This is a genomic window from Marinomonas mediterranea MMB-1, from assembly GCF_000192865.1.
In the GTDB taxonomy this organism is placed as follows: Bacteria; Pseudomonadota; Gammaproteobacteria; order Pseudomonadales; family Marinomonadaceae; genus Marinomonas; species Marinomonas mediterranea.
The window spans coordinates 4,460,455-4,486,148 of record NC_015276.1; the positions used below are offsets into that span (position 1 = coordinate 4,460,455).

General features: G+C 46.7%; 20 protein-coding genes. 9 read left to right on the forward strand and 11 right to left on the reverse strand.

What is annotated here, in order from left to right:
* Positions 1–40 precede the first annotated feature (40 nt).
* Positions 41–604 carry a TMEM165/GDT1 family protein gene (locus MARME_RS20280; RefSeq protein ID WP_041648044.1) on the forward strand — a complete coding sequence of 188 codons (564 nt, stop codon included), beginning with the start codon at positions 41–43 and terminating at the stop codon, positions 602–604.
* 90 nt (positions 605–694) lie between these two features.
* Here the strand turns inward: MARME_RS20280 and MARME_RS20285 are convergent, their stop codons facing one another.
* The 7 genes from MARME_RS20285 to MARME_RS20315 all read right to left on the reverse strand — a co-directional run bounded on the left by MARME_RS20285 (position 695) and on the right by MARME_RS20315 (position 9,809).
* On the reverse strand, positions 695–1,756 hold the full coding sequence (locus tag MARME_RS20285) for a LacI family DNA-binding transcriptional regulator (protein WP_013663145.1): 1,062 nt from the start codon (positions 1,754–1,756) through the stop codon (positions 695–697).
* Positions 1,757–1,829: 73 nt separating this feature from the next.
* Positions 1,830–3,449 carry an alpha-glucosidase gene (locus MARME_RS20290; protein WP_013663146.1) on the reverse strand — a complete coding sequence of 540 codons (1,620 nt, stop codon included), beginning with the start codon at positions 3,447–3,449 and terminating at the stop codon, positions 1,830–1,832.
* Between the two features lie 48 nt (positions 3,450–3,497).
* Positions 3,498–4,595, reverse strand: a complete 1,098-nt coding sequence (locus MARME_RS20295; RefSeq protein ID WP_013663147.1) for an ABC transporter ATP-binding protein — start codon at positions 4,593–4,595, stop codon at positions 3,498–3,500.
* A gap of 103 nt (positions 4,596–4,698) precedes the next feature.
* Positions 4,699–5,835 carry a carbohydrate ABC transporter permease gene (locus MARME_RS20300; RefSeq protein ID WP_013663148.1) on the reverse strand — a complete coding sequence of 379 codons (1,137 nt, stop codon included), beginning with the start codon at positions 5,833–5,835 and terminating at the stop codon, positions 4,699–4,701.
* Between the two features lie 2 nt (positions 5,836–5,837).
* Positions 5,838–6,848, reverse strand: a complete 1,011-nt coding sequence (locus MARME_RS20305; protein ID WP_013663149.1) for a carbohydrate ABC transporter permease — start codon at positions 6,846–6,848, stop codon at positions 5,838–5,840.
* Positions 6,849–6,987: 139 nt separating this feature from the next.
* Entirely contained in the window at positions 6,988–8,349 is a 1,362-nt protein-coding gene (locus MARME_RS20310; protein WP_013663150.1) for an ABC transporter substrate-binding protein, read from the reverse strand.
* 491 nt (positions 8,350–8,840) lie between these two features.
* Positions 8,841–9,809: a carbohydrate kinase family protein gene (locus tag MARME_RS20315; protein WP_013663151.1), complete on the reverse strand. Its 969-nt coding sequence runs from the start codon at positions 9,807–9,809 to the stop codon at positions 8,841–8,843.
* Positions 9,810–10,000: 191 nt separating this feature from the next.
* On the opposite strand from MARME_RS20315, the gene MARME_RS20320 reads away from it, so the two are divergent.
* Together MARME_RS20320 and MARME_RS20325 are read left to right on the forward strand one after the other, a co-directional pair.
* Positions 10,001–10,747, forward strand: a complete 747-nt coding sequence (locus MARME_RS20320; protein WP_041649049.1) for a response regulator — start codon at positions 10,001–10,003, stop codon at positions 10,745–10,747.
* Positions 10,731–12,185, forward strand: a complete 1,455-nt coding sequence (locus tag MARME_RS20325; protein ID WP_013663153.1) for an ATP-binding protein — start codon at positions 10,731–10,733, stop codon at positions 12,183–12,185. Before MARME_RS20320 ends, MARME_RS20325 begins: the two co-directional genes overlap by 17 nt.
* Here MARME_RS20325 and MARME_RS20330 read toward each other — a convergent pair.
* Positions 12,182–13,897 carry an EAL domain-containing protein gene (locus MARME_RS20330; RefSeq protein ID WP_041649054.1) on the reverse strand — a complete coding sequence of 572 codons (1,716 nt, stop codon included), beginning with the start codon at positions 13,895–13,897 and terminating at the stop codon, positions 12,182–12,184. The two genes, MARME_RS20325 and MARME_RS20330, sit on opposite strands and share 4 nt — an antisense overlap.
* A 485-nt stretch (positions 13,898–14,382) precedes the next feature.
* Between MARME_RS20330 and MARME_RS20335 the strand changes: the two genes are divergently transcribed.
* The 6 genes from MARME_RS20335 (at position 14,383) to ushA (ending at position 22,685) form a co-directional block, all read left to right on the forward strand.
* Positions 14,383–15,633 carry an ABC transporter substrate-binding protein gene (locus MARME_RS20335; protein WP_013663155.1) on the forward strand — a complete coding sequence of 417 codons (1,251 nt, stop codon included), beginning with the start codon at positions 14,383–14,385 and terminating at the stop codon, positions 15,631–15,633.
* A gap of 248 nt (positions 15,634–15,881) precedes the next feature.
* Entirely contained in the window at positions 15,882–16,811 is a 930-nt protein-coding gene (locus MARME_RS20340; RefSeq protein ID WP_013663156.1) for a carbohydrate ABC transporter permease, read from the forward strand.
* Positions 16,804–17,685, forward strand: a complete 882-nt coding sequence (locus MARME_RS20345) for a carbohydrate ABC transporter permease (RefSeq protein ID WP_013663157.1) — start codon at positions 16,804–16,806, stop codon at positions 17,683–17,685. The genes MARME_RS20340 and MARME_RS20345 overlap by 8 nt, the downstream gene beginning before the upstream one ends.
* Before the next feature lie 100 nt (positions 17,686–17,785).
* Positions 17,786–18,895, forward strand: a complete 1,110-nt coding sequence (locus MARME_RS20350; protein WP_013663158.1) for an ABC transporter ATP-binding protein — start codon at positions 17,786–17,788, stop codon at positions 18,893–18,895.
* Between the two features lie 457 nt (positions 18,896–19,352).
* On the forward strand, positions 19,353–20,810 hold the full coding sequence (locus MARME_RS20355) for a benzaldehyde dehydrogenase (RefSeq protein WP_013663159.1): 1,458 nt from the start codon (positions 19,353–19,355) through the stop codon (positions 20,808–20,810).
* 264 nt (positions 20,811–21,074) lie between these two features.
* Complete coding sequence (gene ushA, locus MARME_RS20360) at positions 21,075–22,685, forward strand: bifunctional UDP-sugar hydrolase/5'-nucleotidase UshA (RefSeq protein WP_013663160.1); 1,611 nt, start codon at positions 21,075–21,077, stop codon at positions 22,683–22,685.
* A 241-nt stretch (positions 22,686–22,926) separates the two neighbouring features.
* On the opposite strand, the gene MARME_RS20365 is transcribed toward ushA, so the two are convergent.
* From MARME_RS20365 to rph, 3 genes are all read right to left on the reverse strand, one after another.
* On the reverse strand, positions 22,927–23,916 hold the full coding sequence (locus tag MARME_RS20365) for an alpha/beta hydrolase (protein WP_013663161.1): 990 nt from the start codon (positions 23,914–23,916) through the stop codon (positions 22,927–22,929).
* Between the two features lie 245 nt (positions 23,917–24,161).
* Complete coding sequence (locus MARME_RS20370; protein ID WP_013663162.1) at positions 24,162–24,692, reverse strand: hypothetical protein; 531 nt, start codon at positions 24,690–24,692, stop codon at positions 24,162–24,164.
* Between the two features lie 268 nt (positions 24,693–24,960).
* Positions 24,961–25,686, reverse strand: a complete 726-nt coding sequence (gene rph / locus MARME_RS20375; RefSeq protein WP_013663163.1) for a ribonuclease PH — start codon at positions 25,684–25,686, stop codon at positions 24,961–24,963.
* Between the last annotated feature and the right edge of the window lie 8 nt (positions 25,687–25,694).

Sequence of the window (25,694 nt, forward strand, 5' to 3'; positions counted from 1 at the left end):
TTGTCTTATATGTCGTAATGCCCGCCAAGATTATAATTATATGGAATCGCTTCTAACCTCCACTTTTACCGTTGCTCTCGCTGAAATAGGCGATAAAACGCAGCTTCTGGCTCTCTTTCTGGCCGCTCGCTTTGCATCAAAGTACCAAATCATCTTAGGCATATTAGCCGCGACATTGCTGAATCACGCGGTATCCGCTTGGCTTGGATTAGCCCTTGCTGATTGGATTCCAGAAGATCGAATGAATAAAATCATTGCGATCAGCTTTTTCGTCGTCGGACTTTGGTTATTGATACCCGACAAAGACAACAACGATGAAAACACGAAAACCAAGAACAACGCTTTTATCGCCACTTTTTTACTCTTCTTCATCGCTGAAATTGGTGATAAAACACAAGTGGCGACCGTACTGCTAGGCGCTCATTATCAATCGATATTTCTGGTAACGGTAGGTACTACACTCGGAATGATGATTGCCAACGTCCCTGTTGTCTTAGCTGGGCAACATATTATGAACAAGTTTAACCCTGCCAAGGCGCATATCATTGCCTGTCTATTTTTTATCGCTATTGGGGTGCTAACTTGGTGGAATGGGAGCTGGTGAGTGTGTTTATTGGAGTCTTGCACTCTTCAACTTGTTTGACAAACAACGCGCTCAGGGAGAAACCGAGCGCGTTTTAACATCGTATACCTTTTACTCTATGGAAGGGCAGCTTTCACGAATCACGATCTCTGTTTCCAGAACAACGTCCTTCTCTTCTCGAAGCCCGAGAAACACTTCTGCCGCGACACGCCCTTTCTCAACAGTTTGCTGATGGACAGTAGTAATAGAAGGATGGAAGTTACCGCTTTCTGGAATCCCGTCGAAACCGACGACCTGCAACTCTTCAGGCACTCTAATGCCCATTTGAAGCGCTGCTTGGACCGCCGCTATGGCAATTCGGTCACTCATACAAATGAGCAATTGCGGACGATCCGCCATCGTGAGTGCTTCACGAGCAGCTTGATACGCCAATTTATGATTGTTCACCGGAATATGCCAAACCCGCTCGGAAGGTAAACTCATTCCGTGTTCTTTCAGGGCTTTTTCGTAACCCTTCAAGCGTTGAATCGAGATCGAAGCGGCGGCATCCCAAAGCTCATCTTCGCGAATACGGCAAACACGGTCAGTATCCAACAAAGCCAGTCCCATGATAGCGACGCTGGAAGGTTTATGAGACAAAGCATGGCGAGCAATTCTGTAGGCACTTTCTGAGTTTTCAACGTTGACAGACGTCATGCCTTTAATAAAGCTGTCGACCGTGATGACGTTCTTATTCGAGACCAACCAAGGTGCGTTTTTACACTGCTGTGGTTTATGACCATAGACGACAAAGCCATCGACCATCGACGCCTGCATTCTCGACTTCGCGTCTTGCTCAGACTCATAAGCAGACAAGAGCAACATATTGTAATCGTTTTCGCTCAGTACCTCGGCCATGCCTTTAAGAAACTGATTAGCAACGGGATCGGTAAGTGAGTAGCTCAGATCATCAGACAGTACGATACCAACGATGCCTGTACGTCCCGTACGCAGGCTGCGCGCGGCCGCATTTGGACCAAAGTAGCCCATTTGCTCACATTCGTTAAGAATACTCTGTCGAAGGTTCGCCGATAGCTGATCAGGGCGATTGAAGGCATTGGAGATTGTGGCGGTAGACACATTAAGGTGGGCGGCCACGTCCTTGAGAGTCAGTTTTTTACTATTCTTTTTCATACTATTCTCAACCATAAAGCCAACGAAACAAGCGGCCGCTTCCGATGCGTGCCGCTCATTTGTTACAGTTCAATTAAGCGAGTTTAACATAGGCGGCTTGATAAGGGGGGACTGTCAAAATGTCGCCAGATAGCGACACATCAAAGCCGTGCCCTTCTACCAGCTGATCAACAGCATGCGCAACTGGACTCGTCTGGGTGTCCATTGTCATATTCAATACCACTAACCAGCGTTGGCCTTCAAACTCACGAATAAAGCTCACAAGTTTCTCGTTCTCTACGTTTTCAAGCGTTAAAGAGCCGTTCACCAATATTGGCTGCTGCTGACGCCACTTAATAAACTGACGAATCTTATGCAGAAGTGCTGTGGTATCTTTCTCTTGCTCCGCCACACTCAACGGTAAATGGTCAGAATCAACGGGGAGCCAAGGTTCAACATTCGAAAAACCACCTAACGGTGTGTTATCCCAAACCATAGGAGTACGACAGCCATCACGACCTTTAAACACGGGCCACAAAGGAATACCGTAAGGGTCCTGAATACGTTCAAAAGGAACATCTGCTTCAGGCAGCCCTAATTCTTCTCCCTGATACATACACACACTGCCGCGTAACGACATAATAAGTGCCATAGCAACCAGAGGGTAAGCAATCGGATCTTCTCCCGCTCCCCAACGAGTACGCGAACGGACCACATCATGATTCGACAACGCCCAACATGGCCAGCCGTCTCCGACTATCTCATTCATATTCGCCAGCACATCACGAATGTATTCTGGTGAGTGAGGCTTATTTAAAAAATCAAAGGTATACGCCATGTGCAGCTTGTCGCCACCTGACGTGTATTCTGCCATCCGCTCTAATGGGAAATCGTCTCCGATTTCACCAACAGTCGTTGTACCCGGATATTCATCCATCATCGCGCGCAAATCTTTCAAAAAATCGAGGTTTTCAGGACGACTTAAATCATATACGTGACGCTGATAAGAATAAGGGTTGTCCTCTGGCGCGCCCTTGGTTTTAGGCTCGCCTGGCGGCACTGGTGGATTGTCTTCTAAGCCCTGACTGTGGAAATAGAAGTTCACGGTATCCAAACGGAAACCATCAACGCCTAGATCCAGCCAAAAGCGCATATTATCAAGGTTAGCTTGACGCACTTCTGGGTTATGGAAATTCAAATCGGGCTGAGTATCCAAAAAGTTATGCAAGTAATACTGAAGACGACGACTGTCCCATTTCCAAGCACTGCCACCAAAAATAGACAACCAGTTATTTGGTGGAGAGCCGTCCGGTTTAGGGTCAGACCACACATACCAATCGGCTTTTGGGTTGGTTTTATCTTGTCGGCTCTCTTCAAACCACGGATGTAAGTCAGACGAGTGACTGATCACCTGATCAATCATGACTTTTAAACCCAACTCATGTGCGTGGTCTGTCATTTCTTTAAAGTCGGCAAGCGAGCCAAACATGGGGTCAATATCTCGATAATCAGAGACATCGTAACCAAAGTCCTTCATTGGAGAGGTAAAAATAGGCGACAACCAGATCGCGTCGACCCCCAAAGAAGCGACGTAACCTAACTTCTTCGTGATCCCTTTCAGGTCGCCGACACCATCACCGTTAGAATCCATAAAGCTTCTAGGGTATATCTGATAGATAATCCCGCCTTTCCACCAATTCAGATTGGATGTCATTACCGTCTCCAAAAAATTAACGACTCAAAATTAACGACTCAGTATCGATTACAAACAGCGATAAGACTGCTCATCTTGATTAAAGAGGTGCAGCTTTTCAGGCACAGCGGTTAAACGCAGCGTGTCGCCTTTATGGATATCAACCGTACCCTGTTGCTTAGAGATAACCGCGTCTTCTACACCCGGAATCGTCACATACAGAAGGGTTGCTTCCCCTAGCGATTCAACAAAAGAAACCTCGCCTTCAAGCAGAGCGGCTTCGCCTTCTTTCGCCAGAGCTAAGTCTTCAGGTCGAATTCCGAAGAAACCCGGTTTGCCAGCATCGCCTTCTGGAGAAGCAATAGGTGTGCTAATCGAGAAGGTATTCGCCACTTTTATTTGTGTATTGCTGCCAGTCGATTCGATCATACATGGCATCACATTCATAGCAGGAGAGCCAATAAACTTCGCCACAAATACATTTTCTGGGTTGGCATATAGTTCAAGAGGAGAGCCTACTTGCTCGATATTCCCAGCGGACAGCAAGACAATGCGATCCGCAAGTGTCATCGCCTCTACCTGATCGTGTGTTACATAGATCATAGTAGAGTCTGGCATGCTCTCTTTTAAGTTCGCGATTTCCATACGCGTCGCAACACGTAACGCCGCATCAAGGTTAGAAAGCGGTTCATCGAACAAGAATACTTTAGGACGACGAACAATCGCTCGACCAATCGCTACGCGCTGACGTTGTCCGCCTGACAGTGCTTTTGGCAGACGATCAAGGAAAGGCGTTAACTGCAACATTTCCGCAGCACGACGTACTTGAGCGTCGACTTCTTTTTTATTCACCTTCGCAATCTGAAGGCTAAACGCCATATTGTCATACACCGTCATGTGTGGGTACAGGGCATAACTTTGGAAAACCATTGCTACACCACGTAGAGAAGGCGGAACATCGGTCACATTTTGACCATCAATTTCCAATGTACCAGACGAAATTTCTTCCAACCCTGAGATCATGCGTAAAAGTGTGGACTTACCACAACCGGATGGACCAACGAATACAATGAATTCGCCTTGCTTAATATCTAAGTTAATGTCGCGCATGACTTCGACATTATTCGAGTAGACTTTCTTTACGTTGGTTAATTTTACATTTGCCATCTTAATCTTACTCCGTTGTCGCTCACAGTGAGCGTCATACCTTCCAGTCAATTATATAAAATGTTGAGACGTGGAAGGCATTCAGTTATTTTTTGCTGTTTTACTACTTAACAGAACCCGCTAACAGACCGCGAACCAAATAACGTTGCAGGCCAAAGAATACTAACAGCGGGATAATAATCGTGATGAAGGCGGATGCCGTCAGGATCTCCCAGTTGCCACCGCGCGATCCAAGCAGTTCACGCAAACGGCCTGTCAGTACCAGGCTTTCCTCGGTGTTCCCTAGGAAAACCGTCGCGATCAACAAATCATTCCATACCCAAAGGAACTGGAAGATAGCGAACGACGCTAAAGCCGGAAATGACAATGGCAAAATGATTTTACGAAAGATAACGAAATCGGACGCACCATCTACCCGTGCCGATTCGATGATTTCACTTGGCAATCCAGAAATGTAGTTGCGTAGCAAATAAATCGCCAGCGGCAAACCAAAACCAGTATGAGCGAGCCATATCCCGACGTAGCCTTTCGCTTCCACCCCGAAGAACGCCCCAATTTTGCTGTAAACAGAAAGCAAAGGAATCAGAGACATTTGCAGAGGTACCACCAACAATCCAACGACACCTGCAATCAACAACGCACGCCCCGGGAATTTCATCCAAGCAAGTGCATACGCCGCAAACGCCGCAATCAATATCGGAATAATCGTTGCTGGAATCGTCACCGTCAGAGAGTTTATAAACGACTGTCCTAACCCTTCGGAACTTAAGACGGTTCGATAGTTATCTAACGTGAAACGTGGCGGTGTTTCTGCCGTATAAAAAATACGGACACCGCGGCGGAATGATTTATCAGAGCTTAATTCGTAATCGCCGTTTGCCATCACATTGAATGTGACACCACGTCGGTTCTTCGTCTCTGTACCGGGTTCAAACGCTTCCGGCTTTAATGAGCTAATACCGAACTTAATGACTTCACCTGGGCCACCTTCTAGTAGGTTACCTCGAAGAATATAAAGGTCATTTTCGCGTATTTCTGCTTCGGCACTGGGCGTACGATAGACCTTTTTCTGCTCAGAAGAAGACAAAGCCGTCCACCAGCCAGAAACCGAAAGCTGATCTTTATCCCGAATGGATGAGATAAACAACCCAGCCGTCGGAATGGTCCACATAATGACCAAGAAAAGCACGGTCGCATGTACGACCATGTTCAACGCAGAGCCTTTTTTAGACGTTACCATGATTAACGGCCCTCCATTTCAGCATTGGCATTTCTAATGTTCCAAATCATGATAGGCACAACCAACACCATGATAACCAAAGCAATAACAGCACTTCGGCCATAATCACCACCGCCTTGGAACAACCAACTAAACATTTGATTGGCAAGCACTTGCGTACCCCACTGCCCGTTTGTCATCGCCAACACGATATCAAAGACTTTAAGTACTAATATGGTTATGGTGGTCCAAACCACCGCAATCGTGCCCCAGATTTGCGGCACCATAATGCGATAGAAGATCTGGAAACCGTTCGCGCCATCCAATACTGCCGCTTCAATGGTTTCATCAGGAATACCGCGCAACGCGGCAGACAGGATAACCATCGCAAAACCAGTTTGAATCCAAATCAGAATGATCATAAGGAAAAAGTTGTTCCAGAATGGGATTTGAATCCATGTCTGAGGCTCACCGCCAAAGAAAACAACCAATGCGTTTAATAGACCAATTTGCTCATCACCACCACTGCGGTATTCATAGATGAACTTCCAAATGATCGACGCGCCGATGAAAGAGATCGCCATCGGCATAAAAATCAAACTTTTCGCGATGTTGCCCCACCAGATACGATCCGTCATCGTTGCGATGATCAAACCGAAGAAAGTCGACAAGGTCGGCACAACAATCAACCACAACATATTGTTGCGGAACGATTCTAAAAATTCACCGCTCTGGAACAGCCAAGCATAGTTGGCTAATCCCACAAATTCTTCGCCCGTTCTTCCATATAAAGATAAAATGGCTGACTGTACTACTGGATAAAACAGATAAAAAACCAATAGCAATAGAGCAGGCCCTAAAAACAACCAGGGGCGAACCTGATTCACAATACGTAGGTTGCGGGCAACCACGTTCGCTGGGCGGTTTTTCGATGGAAAGAGGATGTCCAAGAGTGCATTTGAGCCATAAAAGTAGCCGGCACAAGCAAGGACACCTAGGGTCATGGTCAAAAACGCTATAGCGAGCTGTCCCATAGAGCCTCCGTTTTACAATGTTTGATTACGTGGAGTCACAAAAAGTGAGTATTCGATCGTCTGTCGATACTTTTAAGGCGACTAAAAATAAAGCGTCAGACCACGAAAGTCTGACGCTTTATACTTTTTTAGAGCCTTATTACTTAAGAGCATCCCAAGTTTTTTGGATGTCTTTCGCTACGTCTTCAGCGCTTTCGCCGTCGGCGTAATTGACCATTCCAGTCCAGAATGCACCGGCACCAATTTTACCTGGCATAAGATCGGATGCATCGAAACGGAACGTCGTCGCGTAACGCAGAATTTCACCTTGCTTCTTAGCTGTCTCTGTTGCGTACAACTCAGGGTTAGCACCCAAGTGAGCACTCAAGAAGCCGGTTTGAGCCATCCAAAGTTCGTGCGCAATAGGAGAACGAATGAAGTCGATGAATTCACGAGCGGCTTCAGAATCGTTTGTGATACTGACCAAAGTACCAGCACCCAAGACAGGATTACCTAAGTCTTTAGAGGCGTACGATGGGAAGTAGAAGAAGTCTGCATCAATGCCAAGCTCGACACCTTCAGGGAAGAATGCAGGAGCAAACGAGGCTTGACGATGGAAGTAACATTTTGGCGGAGACGCGAATAAGCCTTTAGGACTGTCACGGAAATCCGTCGCAGCAACGGCTTTAGTACCACCATCTACGAACGCATCATTACGTGCAAACCAACCAAATTCCTCGATCGCCCCAACAACACGTGGATCGTCAAATTTCACGGTATTGGATACCCACTGGTCGTAAACATCAGCAGGTTGTGTACGAAGCATTAAGTCTTCAACCCAATCGGTTGCAGGCCAGCCCGTCGCAGCACCAGAACCCAAACCAATACACCATGGCGTACCGCCATCAGCAACGATTTGTTCAGTCAACGACTTTAGGTCTTCCATAGACTGCGGCACGTCATAGCCTGCGTCGTAGAAGTTATCAGGCGAGTACCACACCAATGATTTCAGGTCAGCACGGTAAAAAACACCGTAGAATTCTTTTTCACCATTCTGGTCTTTAAAAGAAGCAAGATCGACCCACGACTGCCCAGCAGCATAGTCTTTTTTAACCGCTGCTTCATCTTCAGCATCAAGTGGGGTTAGCAAACCTTTTGCCGCCAGATCCGAAGCCAAGCCCGGTTGTGGGAATATCGAAATGTTTGGAGCACTGCCAGCTTGAGCATCAATCACAATTTGTTGCTCAAACGAGTCAGAACCCGCGTAGCTTACTTTTGCACCTGTCGCTTCAGAAAAGTACGCAATCACTTTGTCGAAACGCTCTTTTTCTGAGCCTAGCCAAGGGCCAAATACAGTCAATGACTGACCAGAAAGGTCAACTGACTTTAGATCTTCATAGCTAGACCAATGGAAACGGGAATCTTGTCCTGGTTCGAAAATCAAACCATCGTGACCGTCCGCATAGGAGAAAGGGACACTTAGAGTTGCTGCAATCGCTGCAGACACGAGACGCTTTTTCATCTTCACTCCTCAAATCGGCTTCATGCACTAGAGCGCAAAACCTTGTTGTTATTATCAGCTGGGGATAGGTTTATGTAAAACCTTAACACATCGTCTTTATGCATTAAGATGACTTAGAATTATTGTCAATCAATCTCACTACATCAAGCAGAACTCGCTCTTAAATTTGTCTTAATTTTAATCTATCACAGTACAATATTAGACGGCTAACCACCTCGAAAAACAGATAATTCGCTTATAAAACAACCAAAAATGAACACAATTCAGGCAAAAGTGGCGATCAGAAATCCTTTTTGACTAATATTCAAACAATCGCGTCGTCGTCACTTTTGACCAAAAAGACCATTTATCGATCATCTATTCTAAACGAGCTTAGCGCTTAAAAGTCTCTTAAAGAGCGCTTAATCGTTTTAAGAGGCATAAAAAAACCATCACTGCGAATGAAATTCGCTGTGATGGTTTTGATTGTAATCGAGAATGCGTGTGATCGTTTAGGTTTGAGTCAAGCGCGCTTCAACTTGCTCTAAATTCGGTAAAGAGGGATATGCCCCTAAACGCGTGACAGAATCAGCACCACAGGCTACCGCAAAGCGAACAATGTTATGCAATTGCGCCTGACTTAATGACTGAACCGAAGCACGATCACCGCCTTGTTCTGCCAGTTGATACAGCAAACCGCCAACAAACGCGTCACCTGCTGCGGTTGTATCTTTCACATCCACTTTAGGTGTTTGCACCTCGCCCTTATCGGTCGATGTGTAATATCTGACCGGGTTACCGCCATCGGTCAGAACAAAGACAGCGACCCCTTTTTCAAGCGATTCTTGAATTAAGGCATAGGGATCGGAAGCCAAGACACTGAGCTCCTCAAGACTTGCTTTTACTACGTCTGCCGTTTGCATCCACGTAATCACGCGTGCTGTATCAACGGTATTGTTTGGCCACAAGTTCGTGCGTAGATTCACGTCAATGCTGACCACCCAATTCGCCGCTTTCGCAAGCTCAATGCCCGTCATGGTCGCCGCTGTAATGTTTTCATCCGTTAATGTGTTAGAACAGGTATGAAAGACCCCTTTAGCACTTTCGAACCAAGCAGACGAAAAATCCTCACTTTTAAACAGCATATCCGCTGACGGATTGCGGTAGAACTCGAAGCTGCGCTCACCCGTTTCGTCCAAGCTAACAAATGCCAGCGCCGTTTTGGCGTCACTTGTCATGAGCATTGAATCGGTTTTAACGCCGTAACCTTCAAGTTCGTCTTTTAAGAAATGGCCAAAAGCATCGTCGCCCACTTGCCCAACAAAATGACTGTCGCCACCCAGCAACGCCGCAGCAACAGCCACATTGGCAGGCGCGCCACCGGGGAACTTTGTAAAGGTCTCTAATTCGCCCTTTTTAATCGCGCCATTGGAAAGGAAGTCGATTAACGCTTCACCGAAAGATAGTATTTTTGTTGTCATAATTGTTTGTCTCAAATATTCAGAGGCTGACCGGAAATTTGGTGAAAAATTATGCGGACACCTTTCTATTAAATCAACTAAATTTATTTAATAGAAAGGTGTATGGTAAGTTCCACTTATTTTTAGCTCCTCTATATCATAGATCAGGTTTTACAGTATTATTTGCGAAACCTAATTGGCTAGGGCACGTTATGACGAAATCAAGGTATGTATATGTAGTTGACGACGACAATGATATTCGCTCGTTGTTAAAGTCCTATCTTGAACGACATCAATTTCAGGTGTTAACCGCGGAATCAGGCGAGGCATTTCTAGAGGATTTCCATGCTGACTTAAACGTGGAATTGGTCATATTAGACGTCATGTTACCTGGCCAAGATGGCTTCGCCGTCTGTCGTGCCTTAAGAACACAATCTGAAGTACCGGTTATTATGCTGACCGCGAACTCCGACGAAATGGATCGTATTATTGGTTTGGAAATTGGGGCCGACGATTATCTCGCCAAGCCTTTTAATCCAAGAGAGCTACTGGCGAGGATGAAGGCTATCCTACGTCGAATAGAACCCAATGACCCGATAAAGGAAGAACAAGAAAAAGCAAAAGCCAGCCGTTACTATCAGTTCGCACAGTTTACGCTCGATACCCTGTCTAGAGAGTTACACCACGAAGACAGTAAAGAGGCGCTTACAGGCGCCGATTTCAACTTACTCATGCTGTTCTTAGCCAGCCCCGGAGCCGTTCTAAGCCGAGATTACATTGCCGAAAACACCCGAGGCCGAGACAGCGCGCCGCTTGACCGCTTTATCGACGTACACGTCAGCCGACTTAGACAACGACTAAAAGAAGACGCTCGTCACCCTCAACTCATCAAAACAGTAAGGGGTGAAGGGTACATCATGACCGCGACCGTCGAGACATTCGATGAACTTGCTGAATAGCCGCCTCAAACGCTGGTCTCAGTCCTTAACCGGACAAATTCTCATCATCATGGCGTTCGGTGTCGCAAGTGCACAGTTGGTCAGTTCTGCCATTTGGTTGCGCCAACTTCAAGCAGACACCGAGAAAAACGTTCAAGAAGTCTCAACTCATATGGCGTTTCGTATTGCGGCAACCGTCAGCTACTTTAGCTCTCTGCCCCAAAACTATCGTCATATTGTCATAGACCAATTACAGGACATGGGTGGCACACGCTTTTTTGTCACGCTTAACAAAGAATACATCACCATTGATGCGCTTCCGGAGTCAAAACTTAAGCGCATCGTAAAAGATGAAATCCACAATACCCTGTCCCGACAGCTCGGCATTCATACCGCCGACATCTCCTTTTCCAGCCCAGACAATCTACGCGTTATTAATAACCAAACCAAACTGTCGGATTTACCCGAACGTTGGGGCCATCATAGTTTAATGATGAAGCCGCTTACGCCACCTATTGTCATCATCCAAATACAAGTCAGTGAGTCCGAATGGTTGTATTTAGCGAGCCTCATGCCTGCGCCCTATTTTCTCGATGAGTCGTCGCTACTGACCGCCGATCGCTTATTTTCATTGACCGCGTCGGTGATTACCGTTTTGCTGCTCACTCTATTGTTCATTCGACGAACGACTCGACCACTTGCTTTGCTCGCTCATGCGGCTGAACAATTTGGTAAAGGCGACTGGAAACCCTTAAAAGAAGATGGCGCACTCGAAGTCCGAAAAACAGCTCATGCTTTTAACGACATGCAAAAACGCATACAACGCTACGTAGATGATAGAGAGCGGCTGTTTGCCTCGATTTCACACGACCTAAAAACCCCTATTACACGTTTACGTTTACGAGCAGAAATGCTGGATGAAGACGAAGCAAGAGACGCCATGGTGCGAGATTTAGAAGATTTAGACATGCTGGTAAAAGGCGCTCTTCAGAGCGTAAAAGAAACCGATATTCATGAAAATCGCGTCGAACTAGATCTAGAAAGACTGTTAAAAGACATACAAAGCTCGGCCAATATACACATCACCAAAGTACAAGTCTTTGGTCAGTTACAGCACCCTTATGTTGGTAAACCATTAGCAATCAAACGTTGTCTAGGCAACTTAATAGACAATGCGCTTTACTATGGCAACACCGCAGAAATTTTTATCGAAGATACGGAAGACACCTTGTGCATTCGTATCTGCGATAAAGGGCCAGGGATCCCGCTCGATAAGATCGATAAAGTATTTCAGCCCTACACTCGACTCGTGCCAGAACATTCAGGGCATCATCCAACAGGCATGGGGCTAGGATTGAGTATTGCTCGTAATATTGCACGAGCGCACGGTGGCGAAGTATCTCTTAGCAACCGTCCTAAAAAAGGGCTAGAAGCCAAACTGTTGCTACCCCGACATTAAGTCAGTGCTGAACTTGGAAACAGCAATTGATTCAATAATCGAGAGGGGATCGGAGGGCTAATGACAAACCCCTGTGCTTTGTCACATCCTATTTCGGCCAGCGCATTTTTTTGCGCTTCGGTCTCAACACCTTCTGCGACCACATCTAAAGACAGGCCTTTTGCAAGAAACACAATGGCTTCGATAATCGTTGGATCAGATAGGTCATTACCCTCTCCACCCGAAATAAAGGTTTTATCAATCTTCACACAATCAATGGGTAAGACTTTTAAATAACGCATCGACGAATAGCCCGTCCCAAAGTCATCAATGGCAATTTTCACGCCTGCATTTCGGATCTCTTGAAGAATAAAGATATTGCTCGCGCCCGTTTCGACCAAGGCTTCTTCTGTTAGCTCTAACTCAAGCAGGCCGGGGTCAATATTATAACGCCCCACTTTCTCCAATAATCGATCCGTAAATTCAGGCAGCTTTAAATGTCGAGGGGAGATATTAACAGCGATAGGGATTCGAGCCCCTAAATCACGCCACTGCGCAATTTGTTTGCATGCGGTTTCCAGCGCCCATTCGCCGATCGGGATAATCGCACCGGTACGCACGGCTTCGGGTATAAAATCACCCGGCATACGAATCGAACCATCCGGCATAGGCCAGCGCACTAGAGCTTCTACGCCAGTAATGAGTTCGCTCTTCAAATCAATTTTAGGCTGATAATATAACTCAAACGCTTCCATCTCGACCGCTTGGTTCAGCTCGCGCTCTAACGTCATGATATGCTTTAATTTTTCTTGCATACGCTCGTTAAACATCAGAAAGTGCTGATCCAACTGCTGCTTACATTCATAAAGCGCCATGTCGGCTTTTTGCATCAACTCTGTGCAGTTTTGTCCGTGCTGAGGATACATCGCAATCCCCATGCTCGCGCTGACTTGTATCGAGTGTTCTCCAATTACGGCAGGGCGGGTAACGGCATGCAAAATTTTGGCGGCAATTAAACTGCCATTATCAGGTCGATCAATGTTATCTAACAATAGGACAAATTCGTCGCCACCAATACGTGCAACGACATCACTCTTTCGAATGGAACGGTCTAGGCGCTGAGAGATCAAGGTAAGCAACAAGTCGCCGACGTGATGCCCTAGTGAATCGTTGACTTGTTTAAAGCGATCCAAATCCATGAAGATCACAGCGATCTGATGCGCATTACGTCTCGCTCTCGCGATGGCCAACTCGGCATGCTCTTCGAAGATCAGCCGATTTCCTAACCCTGTAAGCGGGTCTCTCTTGAGAAGTTGTGCAATTTGCGTTTCGATGTGTTTTCGCTCAACAACATGACGAATGCTGCGTTCGAGCAACCCACGAGTGAGTTCAGATTGAGGAATAAAGTCAGAAGCACCGAGTTGAAGCAAGGCCTCTTCCAATTCCGAGACCTCTTTTGTACAGCGGTTATCATTCAATACGATCACGGGCGTTTCAAAGCCCACAATGTTCGCATGCTTGAGAAAGTCCGTCGCAATAAGCCCATCTACGGACATATCAAGCAAGACCATATCATAAGATTCATGCATTAGCCGCGCGACAGATTCGTGAAAACCAATCGCGACTTCAGTCGAAAAGTCTGTTTTCTGGCATTGTTCCAAAAACGTTCGAACAATGCTGGGAGGTTGCTGCACGCCCTCCACCAGTAGTAACTTATAGTGCTGTTTCTCCATTAACATTCACTCTCGACTTAGCATTTATTTAAGATGAGTCCTAAACGTTCTCGTCCCTTTCACACCGTCTAGTCCTTGAAACATTGACGCTCATAATGAAAGGTTTTGATCAGTTCTGTCATTATAGTGCAAGCATACCACTTGAGATGAGCCGGCCAACATTCGTACAAAATTTAACCTTACTTCCACAATGTAACTCGCATGTTACAAAGCGAAGAATCCGTGTGCCGAGTCTAACTTGCAACTAAAACCATTAAAGGTCAATAAGATACTCTATGCAAGACTTTGTTACACTAGGTTGCTCTACTTTACTCCCACACTAACAAGGCTTTTGCTATCTTCATGGTGAGCCTCACTTAAGCTAATTTTTAGTAGCAAAATGCTCTGTTTGAAACACGATTTTTAAACAAGTATCTGAGTGAGCGCTTACCAAAAAATCATAAAATACGTGATTAAGACAGATAACAATAACAAAGGTTATTATCATGAAGAAAATTGCATTCGGTTTATCCACCGTGGCGTTATCATTGGCTGCAGCGACGGCGCAAGCAGGCGAAGTTGAAGTACTACACTGGTGGACATCTGGCGGTGAAGCAGCTGCAATTAATGTTCTAAAACAAGAAATGACCGATGCAGGTCATACCTGGAAAGATTTCGCTGTTGCTGGCGGCGGTGGCGAATCTGCGATGACCGTTCTTAAATCTCGCGCAATTGCTGGTAACCCTCCTGCTAGTGCTCAAATCAAAGGCCCAACGATTCAAGAATGGGGCGATTTAGGCTTCCTTACGAATCTAGACGACGTTGCTAAACAAGGCGATTGGGACTCTGTTCTACCAAGCGTCGTTAGCAGTGCCATGAAGTACGATGGTCACTACGTAGCAGCGCCCGTCAACGTACACCGTGTAAACTGGATGTGGGCGAACCCTGAAGTCTTCAAAAAAGCAGGCGCAAGCATCCCGACGACATGGGATCAATTCATCACTGAAGCGAAAAAAATCAAAGCGGCAGGTTACACGCCACTTGCGCACGGTGGACAAGCTTGGCAAGACGCAACGCTATTCGAAGCCATTGCATTGGCAAAAGGCTCTAAATTTTACAACAGCGCCTTCCTTTCTTTGTCGGACGACACACTACGTAGCCAAGACATGATCGACGTTTTCACAACGTTCAAAGCCATGCGTGAATTCGTAGACCCAGGTTTCTCTGGCCGTGATTGGAACATTGCAACGTCCATGGTTATCAACGGCGAAGCCGCTATGCAAATCATGGGAGACTGGGCCAAAGGCGAGTTTACGGCAGCAGGTAAAAAAGCAGGCATCGATTACGTTTGTTACCCAGCGCCAGGCACAAGCGGCCAGTTTACCTTTAACATCGACTCATTGGCGATGTTCCAAGTGGACGGCGATGACGCTCAAGCCGCGCAGCAAGATCTTGCTCGTCTCATTCTTGAGCCGAAATTCCAAGAAACGTTCAACCTAAATAAAGGTTCAATCCCTGCTCGTTTGAACATGCCTCGTGACAAGTTCGATACGTGTGCACACGCGTCTATGGATGCGTTCCTAGCCAGTTCAACAACCGGTGACCTTCTCCCAAGTTACGCACATGGTATGGCGGTGAACTCGATGGTTCAGGGTGCAATCAACGACGTTGTAACGAACTTCTTCAACAGCGAATCCATCACCGCTGAAGAAGCCGTTGACAAATTGGCACGCGCAGTAAAAGCGGCCGATATGTAATTCACTCGTAATCAAGGCTTCCAACGCAAACGCGTTGAAGCCTTTTTACAAAGTGATCTAACTAAATAAAACGCAGACAATCTGAACACCACTGCTTTACTGTCGTTATTAGACCGTAAAGCAGTAATAACTAGACCGTCCTGCGTTTTCGTTAGCTGAATTCATTCTTTCAAAGAGACAACAGCAAAGCGAATGCCTTAGGCAGATCGTTTTCCATCACCCTCTTTCATAGCGAAGAAACATCAATTATGACTACTAAATCCGCCAATTCTGGGTCACGAACGACTCAGTCAGGACGTCCTGCACGCCTCAGCTTGGCCGACTGGATGCCAAAACTGGTTATGGCACCTACCGTCGTCACGACGATAGTGTGTATATACGGTTACATGATATGGACAGCCGTACTCTCTTTTACCAATTCTCGCATGCTGCCAACGTACAAGTTTGTGGGCACAGCACAATATGAACGTCTATTCGACAACGACCGCTGGCTGGTCGCGCTTTCGAACCTTGGCGTATTTGGTGGATTGTTTATCCTGATCTGTTTGGTGCTGGGCGTGATGCTGGCCATCTTCCTAGATCAGAAGATTCGCGCAGAAGGCGCCATTCGCACCATTTACCTCTACCCGATGGCGATTTCATTTATCGTTACCGGTACCGCTTGGAAATGGCTGCTCAACCCAACCAACGGCATCGAGAAAATGATGATCGAACTTGGCTTTGAAGACTTTCGCTTCAATTGGCTAAGTGATCCCGACATGGTGGTTTACTGTCTGGTGATTGCTGCCGTATGGCAAGCGTCTGGCTTTGTCATGGCGTTGTTCCTTGCTGGCCTTCGCGGCGTCGATGGTGAAATGATCAAAGCCGCTCAGCTTGATGGGGCGGGTATTTTCACAACGTATCGCCGCATCATACTGCCGTCATTGAAGCCCGTTTTCTTCAGCGCAATGGTGATCTTGTCACACATCGCCATTAAGAGCTTCGACTTGGTCGCATCGTTAACCAATGGCGGCCCCGGTTACTCTTCCGATTTGCCTGCCAACTTTATGTACACGCACGCTTTCAACCGCAGCCAAATGGGTCTCGGCTCCGCATCCGCTATGGTGATGTTGGGATGCGTACTAGCGATTCTTATCCCTTACTTGTACTCTGAACTGCGAGGTGAGCGCCATGAGTAATATTGCAAAACGCCAAACCTCTACACTCGATAAAGTACTGCGCATTGCACTTTATGTAACATTGCTTGCCATGGCACTCGTTTATCTGGCTCCTTTCGTGGTTATGCTACTAACGTCGTTGAAAGACGTCGAAGAGATCCGTTCAGGAACGTTACTGTCATTGCCTGCAAGTCTTGATTTTTACGCTTGGGGCAAAGCATGGTCTGGCGCGTGTACTGGTGGTACATGTGAAGGCATTGCGCCGTATTTTCTAAACTCCTTCCAGATCGTTATTCCTGCCGTGTTGATCTCTACGATTGTCGGCGCGCTGAATGGCTATGTCATTTCGCACTGGAAATTCCGTGGCAGCAACCTGTTTTTCGCCGCGTTGCTATTGGGCTGCTTTATCCCTTTCCAAGTGATTCTTCTGCCAATGGCGAGAACACTGGGCTGGTTAGGTATCGCTAATACAACTACCGGATTGGTCTTCGTACACGTGGTATATGGTGTCGCATTTACAACGTTGTTTTTCCGTAACTTTTACCAAGCGGTTCCTGCTGAATTGGTAAAAGCCGCTCGTCTCGACGGTGCGGGATTCTTCACGATTTTTTACCGCATTATCTTGCCAATTTCGACGCCAATCATCGTTGTAACGATCATTTGGCAGTTCACTCAAATCTGGAACGACTTCCTATTTGGTGTCGCCTTCTCAGGGTTTGATACTCAACCAGTAACGGTCGCACTGAACAACTTGGTAAATACCAGCTTTGGCGGTAAGGAATACAACGTCGACATGGCCGCTGCCATCATCGCCGCATTGCCAACCTTACTCGTCTATGTATTGGCAGGTAAATACTTTGTCCGCGGTTTAACCGCTGGTGCGGTAAAAGGTTAATCACATTTTATTCGAAGCACACGCTGACTGATTCAGGTGAGTTTCATGAGAGCTGAGCCAACAAGACGGCACGCTCGTTACAGTATTCTGGAGTAAAAACATGGCAAATTTAGTCATTGAAAATGTTAAAAAGCGTTACGGTCAAAATGAGATCTTAAAAGGCATTAATATTTCCATCGAGACGGGTGAGTTCCTAATTCTAGTCGGCCCGTCAGGCTGTGGTAAATCGACTCTTATGAACTCGATTGCTGGTCTAGAAGAAGTAAGCGATGGTCGCATTATGATCGATGGGCAAGACGTCACCTTTGCAAGCCCCAAAGATCGCGACATTGCGATGGTCTTCCAGTCTTACGCGCTGTACCCCAATATGACGGTTGCCGAAAATATTTCCTTCGGTTTAGAAATGCGCAAAGTGCCGAAAGAAGAGCGCGAAAAAGAAGTAACACGCGTTGCAGAAATGCTGCAGATCGGTCACTTGCTCAAACGCAAACCGGCGCAATTATCTGGTGGTCAACGCCAGCGTGTGGCCATGGGTCGCGCACTCGCACGCCGACCAAAGATGTACCTATTTGATGAGCCGCTGTCCAACCTTGACGCTAAGCTGCGTGTTGAAATGCGTACCGAGATTAAAAAGCTCCATCAAAAGCTGGGCACCACCATTGTTTACGTAACTCACGATCAGATCGAAGCAATGACATTAGCAGACCGTATCGCGGTCATGAAAGACGGTGAAGTACAGCAACTTGGTACACCTCAAGAAATCTACGATGACCCAGCGAACCTTTTTGTTGCCGGTTTTATGGGCTCCCCTGCCATGAACTTCATACCCGCTAAAGTGGTTCAACAAAATGGTACCTACGCGCTGTCGCTTGAGACTAAATCCAACGTTGTGCTGCCGTTCCCTAAACCTGGCGCATTGTCTTCTCATGTCGGCAATACGGTTCTGCTTGGTTTACGCCCAGAAATGATCACAGAACCACAACCTCATAAAGAGGGCGCAACGTTCGTTGTCAAAGCAGATATCGAAGTCGAAGTAACCGAACCCATGGGCGCGGATACCATGATCATCACGCGCATCCAAGACGCGGAAGTAAATTGTCGCTCTAATCCCGCCTACTCAGCGCAGCCCGGCGACGTCATTTCAATGATGTTCGATACGTCTAAAGCCGTCGTGTTTGATAAAGACACAGAGGAACGTTTGGACAAATAACGACCTTACGTTGGTCTTTCTTCACCCTTCAGCCAGCCTTCGGGCTGGTTTTTTTATTTACAAAAGACCTTTGTAGGAAGTCACGAGCAAAGCCAAGACGAGGCAAAAATAGACGAAAAAGTGTAGTTTTTGCGTTATAAATGAGTATTTTGAGTCTATTTTTAACACTGTATTGGAGAACGTAGTCGTCGTGCCAAGGTCACTATAAATGACCCCCCAGTTGAAACCTTCGTCATCTCAGGGATTCTCGAGCGCTCAATAAAGCACGTTCCTCAAAGGGCATTCATTTTTTGCACGCTCCATCAAATTCTCAACCTGCTCGTTGACAGATTGCAGAGGAAACCCATAAATAGCCTACTATAAAAAGAGAAATGTGACGTAAACCCGCCCAATTCTCATGGTTAAGCTATAAGAAAAAATCATAACTAAAAAAATAATAACTCCGGAGAACAAGCAAATGAGCAACTTACTAGAACAAGCCCCGTGGAAAGGCAAGCTATACAATGGTCAATGGCAAACCGCATCACAGGTGCGCGATGTAATAGAACCAGCCACTCTAGAGCCGATTACACAAACGGGCATCGCCTCCGCAGACGATGTATTAACCGCTTGCCACCAAGCCCAACAAGCGCAAAAAGAATGGGCCGCTGTACCACCCCGAGAAAAATCCACCCTATTCTTAAAAGCCGCCGATTACCTAGATCAAAATTTTGATGAGTTGTCGATGATCATCGCCCGAGAAACAGGCGGTATCGTTCCAAAAGGCCAACACGAAGTACGCGAAGTCGCGACTATCCTACGTCTTGCTGCTGGCCTTGCAATGCAGCCCACCGGTTACACCTTGGCGACTGACATTAACAAACAATCTTACGCTCAACGTATCCCTCTAGGCGTTATCGGCGTTATTTCACCGTTCAACTTCCCTTTCATTCTTTCTACCCGTTCGGTAGCACCCGCGTTAGCCTTAGGCAATGCCGTCGTGTCAAAACCCGACCCACAAACGCCAATGACGGGAGGCTACTTACTCGCACTGGCGCTTGAGTACGCAGGTTTCCCTAAAGGTATTTACCAAGTGGTACCGGGAGATGCCGATGCGGGTGCTGCACTTTGTGAAGCCCCTGAAGTCGCTATGGTTGCCTTCACTGGGTCAACCGCTGCGGGTCGTAAAGTGGGTGAAACGTGTGGCCGAAACCTTAAAAAAGTAGCCCTTGAATTAGGTGGCAAAAGTTCGTTGATCATTCTTGAAGACGCGGACCTAGAACTAGCAGCCAGCAACGTCGCTTGGGGCACTTACATGCACCAAGGTCAGATTTGTATGGCATCAGGACGCGTGCTTGTGCACGAATCCATTGCTGACCAACTGATTGCCAAAATGGCAGAGAAAGCCTCTCATCTTCCTGTTGGCAACCCAGCCACAGAGCAAGTTGCACTAGGCCCACTTATCAATGAAAGACAGCTACAGCGTGTTCACAGCATTGTCGAAGACGCCGTAAAAGCAGGCGCGAAGCTAGAAGCTGGCGGCAGCTATGAGAAGCTATTCTATAAACCAACTGTCTTATCAGGTGTAAAACCGGGTATGCGCGCATTCGACGAGGAAATCTTCGGCCCAGTTGCGACCATCGTAACGTTCAAAACAGACGAAGAAGCCATCGCACTGGCGACACAAACCGAATACGGCTTAGCCGGTGCGGTTATCTCTCCAGATGTTGCCCGCGCGAAGAAAATCGGCAGCCAGCTGCACGTGGGACTGTTACATATCAATGACCAAACCGTGAACGATGAGTGTAACAACCCATTCGGCGGTTGTGGTGCTTCTGGTAATGGGCAAGGTGTCTGTGGTCCAAACGACCTAGATACTTACACACACTGGCAATGGGTAACTGAAAAAAGCGCACCACCTAAATACCCATTCTAAGCCACACTAGAACCATTCACCCTTGAGCCCTATATCTATCTAAAGGTATAGAGCTTTTTTATGCCTATTATTTCCTTAAAACAGCCTTAAGGTTTACTAATTTTGATCAAATGGTTAAAAAGTGTGCCATATGCACTCGAACTTGAAACAATTATCAGATAGAGTGATATGACGTCGATTTGTACCAAACAAAAAACGCATAATTAAAAATTGGTTCAAATACGTGTTAAACGGATCAACAATAACTCTGCAAGGTAAGTAATCATGAAAGCGACTCGCTATTTAACGCATATAGCTGTATCCGGTGTTGCTCTGGCAATCGCTGGTTGTTCAGTTATGTCAGGTGCACCTGAAGGCCCAATGTGGGAACAGGATAAAGAGTACCACTTAACCATTCTTCACACGAACGACCACCACGGTCGCTTCTGGCAAAACAGTAAAGGCGAGTACGGCATGGCCGCTCGTAAGACACTGATCGACAATATTCGTGAAGAAGTGGCGTTGGAAGACGGCAATACCCTGTTGCTTTCAGGAGGCGACATCAATACTGGTGTTCCTGAATCCGATCTACAAGATGCGGAACCCGACTTCCGCGGCATGAACATGCTTAAGTACGACGCAATGGCATTGGGTAACCACGAATTCGACAACCCAATTTCAGTATTGAAGCAACAGCAAGAATGGGCGGGCTTCCCGTTCCTGTCAGCAAACATCCTAGACAAAGCAACGGGCAAACCTTTGTTCGACGCGTACAAAATCTTCCAAGTTGAAGATCTTCGTGTTGCCGTTGTTGGCTTTACCACAGACGACACGGTTCGTATTGGTAACCCAGAATACCTTGAAGGCCTAGAAATCAAATCGCCTATCGAAGTCGCGAAAACGCTGATTCCTGAACTACGTAAAAAAGCTGACATCGTGATCGCAGCAACGCACATGGGTCACTACGCAAACGGAAACTACGGCGGTAACGCACCGGGTGATGTGACGCTTGCACGCTCTGTTCCTGGTATCGACATCATTGTTGGTGGTCACTCTCAAAACCCATTGTTTGAGCCTGATGTGCAGAACGGCACATTGATTCTTCAAGCATACGAATGGGGTAAGTACGTAGGTCGTTTAGACTTCACTTACAAAAATGGCGAAATCGTAGCGCCTGACTACCGCTTGATTCCGGTTAACCTGAAGAAAAAAGTTAAGCAAGCTGACGGCACTAAAAAGCGCGTTTTCATCGAGAAAGAAATTCCTGAAAACGCTGAAATGCTAGAGATGCTGACACCTTTCCAAGAAAAAGGCCAAGCAGAGCTTAATGTTAAAATCGGTTACGCAACGGCTGACCTAGTAGGTGAGCGTAAAGTTGTTCGTAGCAACGAGACTAACCTAGGTAACTTGATTGCCACTGCAATGATGGACAAAGTTGGCGCAGACATCGGTATCATGAACTCTGGTGGTATTCGCGACAACATGGAAGCAGGCGACATCACCTACAAAAGCGTATTGAAAGTACAGCCTTTCGGTAACGCAATCTCTTACGTTGATCTAACGGCTGAAGAGCTTAAAGATTACCTATCTGTTGTTGCTGCGAAGCAACAAGGAAGCGGTGCTTTCGCTCAATTCGCTGGTGTTGCTCTAACGCTTAAAGACGGCCGTGCAACTGAGATTCAAGTAAACGGTGCGCCTTTAGATGAAGGTAAAACGTACCGCATCGCGATTAACAGCTACGTAGCAACAGGCGGCGACGGTTACCCTAAAGTAACGGATCATCCTAACTACGTGAACTCTGGCTACGTTGATGCAGACGTATTGGTTGAATACTTCCAAAGCAACTCTCCCGTTGACGTTGCAGCGTTCGCGCCATCTGGTGCGGTTAAGCGTTAGTCTTTTCGTCTAATCAAGAAGTCAAAGACCCCTCCCTAACCCTCCCCTTATTAAGGGGAGGGAACATGTACCAGAGATGGTCAACATTCAGCTCCTCCCCTTGCTTAAGGGAGCATGTACCGGAGATGATTGTGTACCAGACATGGTCGACATTCGGCTCCTCCCCCTTACTTAAGGGGGAGGCTGGGAGGGGGTCTTTAAATCAATGCTTTAAGCTAAAACAACACTCTGTCAAAACGCCCTAATCAATATGGCGTTGTATAAAGTTATCCACTATATCGAGCACATCATCTTGCCAAAACGGCGCTCTACCGTGATCGGCATTGTGCAATCGAATCATACGAGCCGGCTGATTATGCTGCTTCAACGTCTCGAACAACATCACACTCTGCCCAAACGGAACCAACCGATCTTTGTCCCCGTGAACAATTAAAAACGGCGGCATGCTTTCGTCACTGGAAACATAGTGCATTGGATTAGCCAACTTAGCCTTGTCTCGGTTTTCCAGAACATTCACCCCACCCAATAACATACCTTCTGGCGAATTCGGCTGAATGTGATCATAAGTGGAAGGCTCTTCGTTCATCTGATCGATCGCGGTGGGTCCGTAATAATCCACAACCGCTTTTAAAGCAATCGTAGGTTTTGTTGTATCATCAAAATCTCGCGTATCCAGCGTCGCTCCCACCATCGCTGACGTATGGCCGCCGGATGAATCCCCCCACACGATCATATTATTAGGGTCACCCAAATATTGCTTGGCATGCGCCTTCATATAATGAATCGCGGTTTTTGCGTCTTCCACCTGAGCAGGAAACGGAGCAAGAGGTGACGGCCTGTACTCCACCATCGCCACCACGTACCCACGCTCTGCAAAACGAGCGAGTTGTGCTAATCCACGGTCCATATCTTGTTTAAACCAAGCTGAGCCCGGCACATAAACAATCATAGGGTATTGGCTATTCTCTTCGGTTTCGCCGAGTTCTTGCCTCAGCTCTGGTCGAATAATAGTAAGGTGCAAATCCATATCCGATTTATGCGCATACTTCACTTTAGTAAACGTATGCAAAGAACGTCGCTCTCTTTGAGCGTTCAACGTTTCAATACCGTCTGCTGACATTGTGCTGTACGGAAAATTTTCGAAGCTGGAAGGGGCCGCTGGAATGATATGATCGTCTGCTAATACATTCAGACTGAACGTAAGCGCGATGAGAGGTAAGCCGTATTTCATACAAAATCCTTATTCTTGTTTTTTATTGGAAGGCTCATAAGCAAAGCACCGACACGCCTTTGCAACAGAACCCGACACTCGCCTTTTTTAACCTCTCAAGTGTCGAATAAAAGACCTGTGTTCGCTATTTCAATTTGTGCTTTGTGATTTCGATTTGTGCGAATACTAAGGGACATGTCGCAAAGATGATGGCAATTCAGCTCCTCCCCCTTACTTAAGGGGGAGGTCGGGAGAGGGTCTTTATATCAGCGCTTATAAGTAAGCGTCCAAGTAAGCGGTTTCGGTAATTTCTCCGACTCCAGTGTCGCGGTATATTCCAATGTATTGGGATCCGTCAGCAGCCAGTAATTGGTGCGCGTTCCTCGTTCAGAAGCAAGTTCGATGGTGAGGCTCTTTTCATCAAACTGGACGGTATTGTAAATTGTTCTGTCCTTATCATCTTCTGCCTTCGTCTCATAGCGAAGAGCATTGGCAGGCAACTCAGACGCTGACTCATCATCGCATTGCCAGAGCACTGTTTTGCTATCGAGCAATATCTGCCATGTCTGACACACTTTGGTTTCTTTTTTGAGCACCGGACGCGCAAAGGAGCGTACAAAGAAGTTCATATCTGACACGACTTCTTCAACCGCATTTTCCAACTGTTTGGAAATATCACCCGCTTGACTCAACTGCCAAGCCCCTTCTATCGGCGGTGCCGCCAATGCGTTTACTGAGACAAACGAACTCATTGTAACAACAGAGCTTACCGCCATTGCGAAACACATGCGTTTCATTGTTTTTCACCTCTTATTTTTATTGTTGGCTTTCGTCGATTAACCTCAACCAGTCTGACACAGACTCGCCTTAAGTTTAGGCGCAAAAAACATCAAACTGGCTGACATATTTAATCAGAAGCAGGTCGAAAAACAATCAAACCAACACAATCCATTTAAAACAGCGACACAACAGCAGACACAAAAAAAGGAGCCATCGGCTCCTTTTCGTTTTTACCTTGTACAGCCTACCTTTCGGCACGCTATTGCTCTAAAACAAGGTAATCAATTACTCGTCATCACCAAATAATACTTGGCGCTGCATTTCCATAATTTCATTGATGCCCTTACGAGCAACAGACAACATGCCCATCATTTGCTCATCACCAAAGGCTGCACCTTCAGCTGTGCCTTGAATCTCGATGAAGCCGCCTTTATCGTTCATGATCACGTTCATGTCTGTTTCAGCGTTAGAATCTTCAGGGTAATCCAAATCCAAAACAGGCGTGCCCTTATAAACACCCACTGAGATCGCCGCGATCTGAGACACAATCGGGTTTTCTTTTAGCTTCTTCTGCTCAACAAGCGTTTTAACCGCATCGGCAAGCGCCACAAAGCCACCAGAAATAGACGCAGTACGCGTACCACCGTCGGCTTGAATCACATCACAGTCGATCGTAATGGTGTTTTCGCCTAATTTTTTAAGATCGATCGCAGCACGTAAAGAGCGACCAATCAAACGTTGAATCTCAACCGTACGACCACCTTGCTTACCGCGTGCGGCTTCACGATCCATACGGCTGTGAGTAGATCGAGGCAACATGCCATATTCAGCGGTAATCCAGCCTTGTCCCTTACCTTTCAAAAAACGAGGAACGCCTGACACAACCGTCGCGGTACAGATGACCTTGGTGTCACCGCACTCAATCAGCACGGAACCTTCCGCGTGTTTGGTGAAATTACGAGTGAACTTCATTGGGCGCAATTGATCTGCTGCTCTGCCACTTGGACGCATACTTGTCT

Excerpts from the sequence above, each read along its gene's own strand:
- MARME_RS20285 (WP_013663145.1), bottom strand. The coding sequence starts at position 1,756 with ATGAAAAAGAATAGTAAAAAACTGACTCTCAAGGACGTGGCCGCCCAC.
- MARME_RS20345 (WP_013663157.1), top strand. The coding sequence starts at position 16,804 with ATGAGTAATATTGCAAAACGCCAAACCTCTACACTCGATAAAGTACTG.
- MARME_RS20320 (WP_041649049.1), top strand. The coding sequence starts at position 10,001 with ATGACGAAATCAAGGTATGTATATGTAGTTGACGACGACAATGATATT.
- MARME_RS20300 (WP_013663148.1), bottom strand. The coding sequence starts at position 5,835 with ATGGTAACGTCTAAAAAAGGCTCTGCGTTGAACATGGTCGTACATGCG.
- MARME_RS20350 (WP_013663158.1), top strand. The coding sequence starts at position 17,786 with ATGGCAAATTTAGTCATTGAAAATGTTAAAAAGCGTTACGGTCAAAAT.
- MARME_RS20355 (WP_013663159.1), top strand. The coding sequence starts at position 19,353 with ATGAGCAACTTACTAGAACAAGCCCCGTGGAAAGGCAAGCTATACAAT.
- MARME_RS20330 (WP_041649054.1), bottom strand. The coding sequence starts at position 13,897 with ATGGAGAAACAGCACTATAAGTTACTACTGGTGGAGGGCGTGCAGCAA.
- MARME_RS20280 (WP_041648044.1), top strand. The coding sequence starts at position 41 with ATGGAATCGCTTCTAACCTCCACTTTTACCGTTGCTCTCGCTGAAATA.
- MARME_RS20295 (WP_013663147.1), bottom strand. The coding sequence starts at position 4,595 with ATGGCAAATGTAAAATTAACCAACGTAAAGAAAGTCTACTCGAATAAT.
- MARME_RS20290 (WP_013663146.1), bottom strand. The coding sequence starts at position 3,449 with ATGACATCCAATCTGAATTGGTGGAAAGGCGGGATTATCTATCAGATA.
- MARME_RS20365 (WP_013663161.1), bottom strand. The coding sequence starts at position 23,916 with ATGAAATACGGCTTACCTCTCATCGCGCTTACGTTCAGTCTGAATGTA.
- MARME_RS20315 (WP_013663151.1), bottom strand. The coding sequence starts at position 9,809 with ATGACAACAAAAATACTATCTTTCGGTGAAGCGTTAATCGACTTCCTT.
- MARME_RS20310 (WP_013663150.1), bottom strand. The coding sequence starts at position 8,349 with ATGAAAAAGCGTCTCGTGTCTGCAGCGATTGCAGCAACTCTAAGTGTC.
- MARME_RS20340 (WP_013663156.1), top strand. The coding sequence starts at position 15,882 with ATGACTACTAAATCCGCCAATTCTGGGTCACGAACGACTCAGTCAGGA.
- ushA (WP_013663160.1), top strand. The coding sequence starts at position 21,075 with ATGAAAGCGACTCGCTATTTAACGCATATAGCTGTATCCGGTGTTGCT.
- MARME_RS20305 (WP_013663149.1), bottom strand. The coding sequence starts at position 6,848 with ATGGGACAGCTCGCTATAGCGTTTTTGACCATGACCCTAGGTGTCCTT.
- MARME_RS20370 (WP_013663162.1), bottom strand. The coding sequence starts at position 24,692 with ATGAAACGCATGTGTTTCGCAATGGCGGTAAGCTCTGTTGTTACAATG.
- MARME_RS20335 (WP_013663155.1), top strand. The coding sequence starts at position 14,383 with ATGAAGAAAATTGCATTCGGTTTATCCACCGTGGCGTTATCATTGGCT.
- MARME_RS20325 (WP_013663153.1), top strand. The coding sequence starts at position 10,731 with ATGAACTTGCTGAATAGCCGCCTCAAACGCTGGTCTCAGTCCTTAACC.
- rph (WP_013663163.1), bottom strand. The coding sequence starts at position 25,686 with ATGCGTCCAAGTGGCAGAGCAGCAGATCAATTGCGCCCAATGAAGTTC.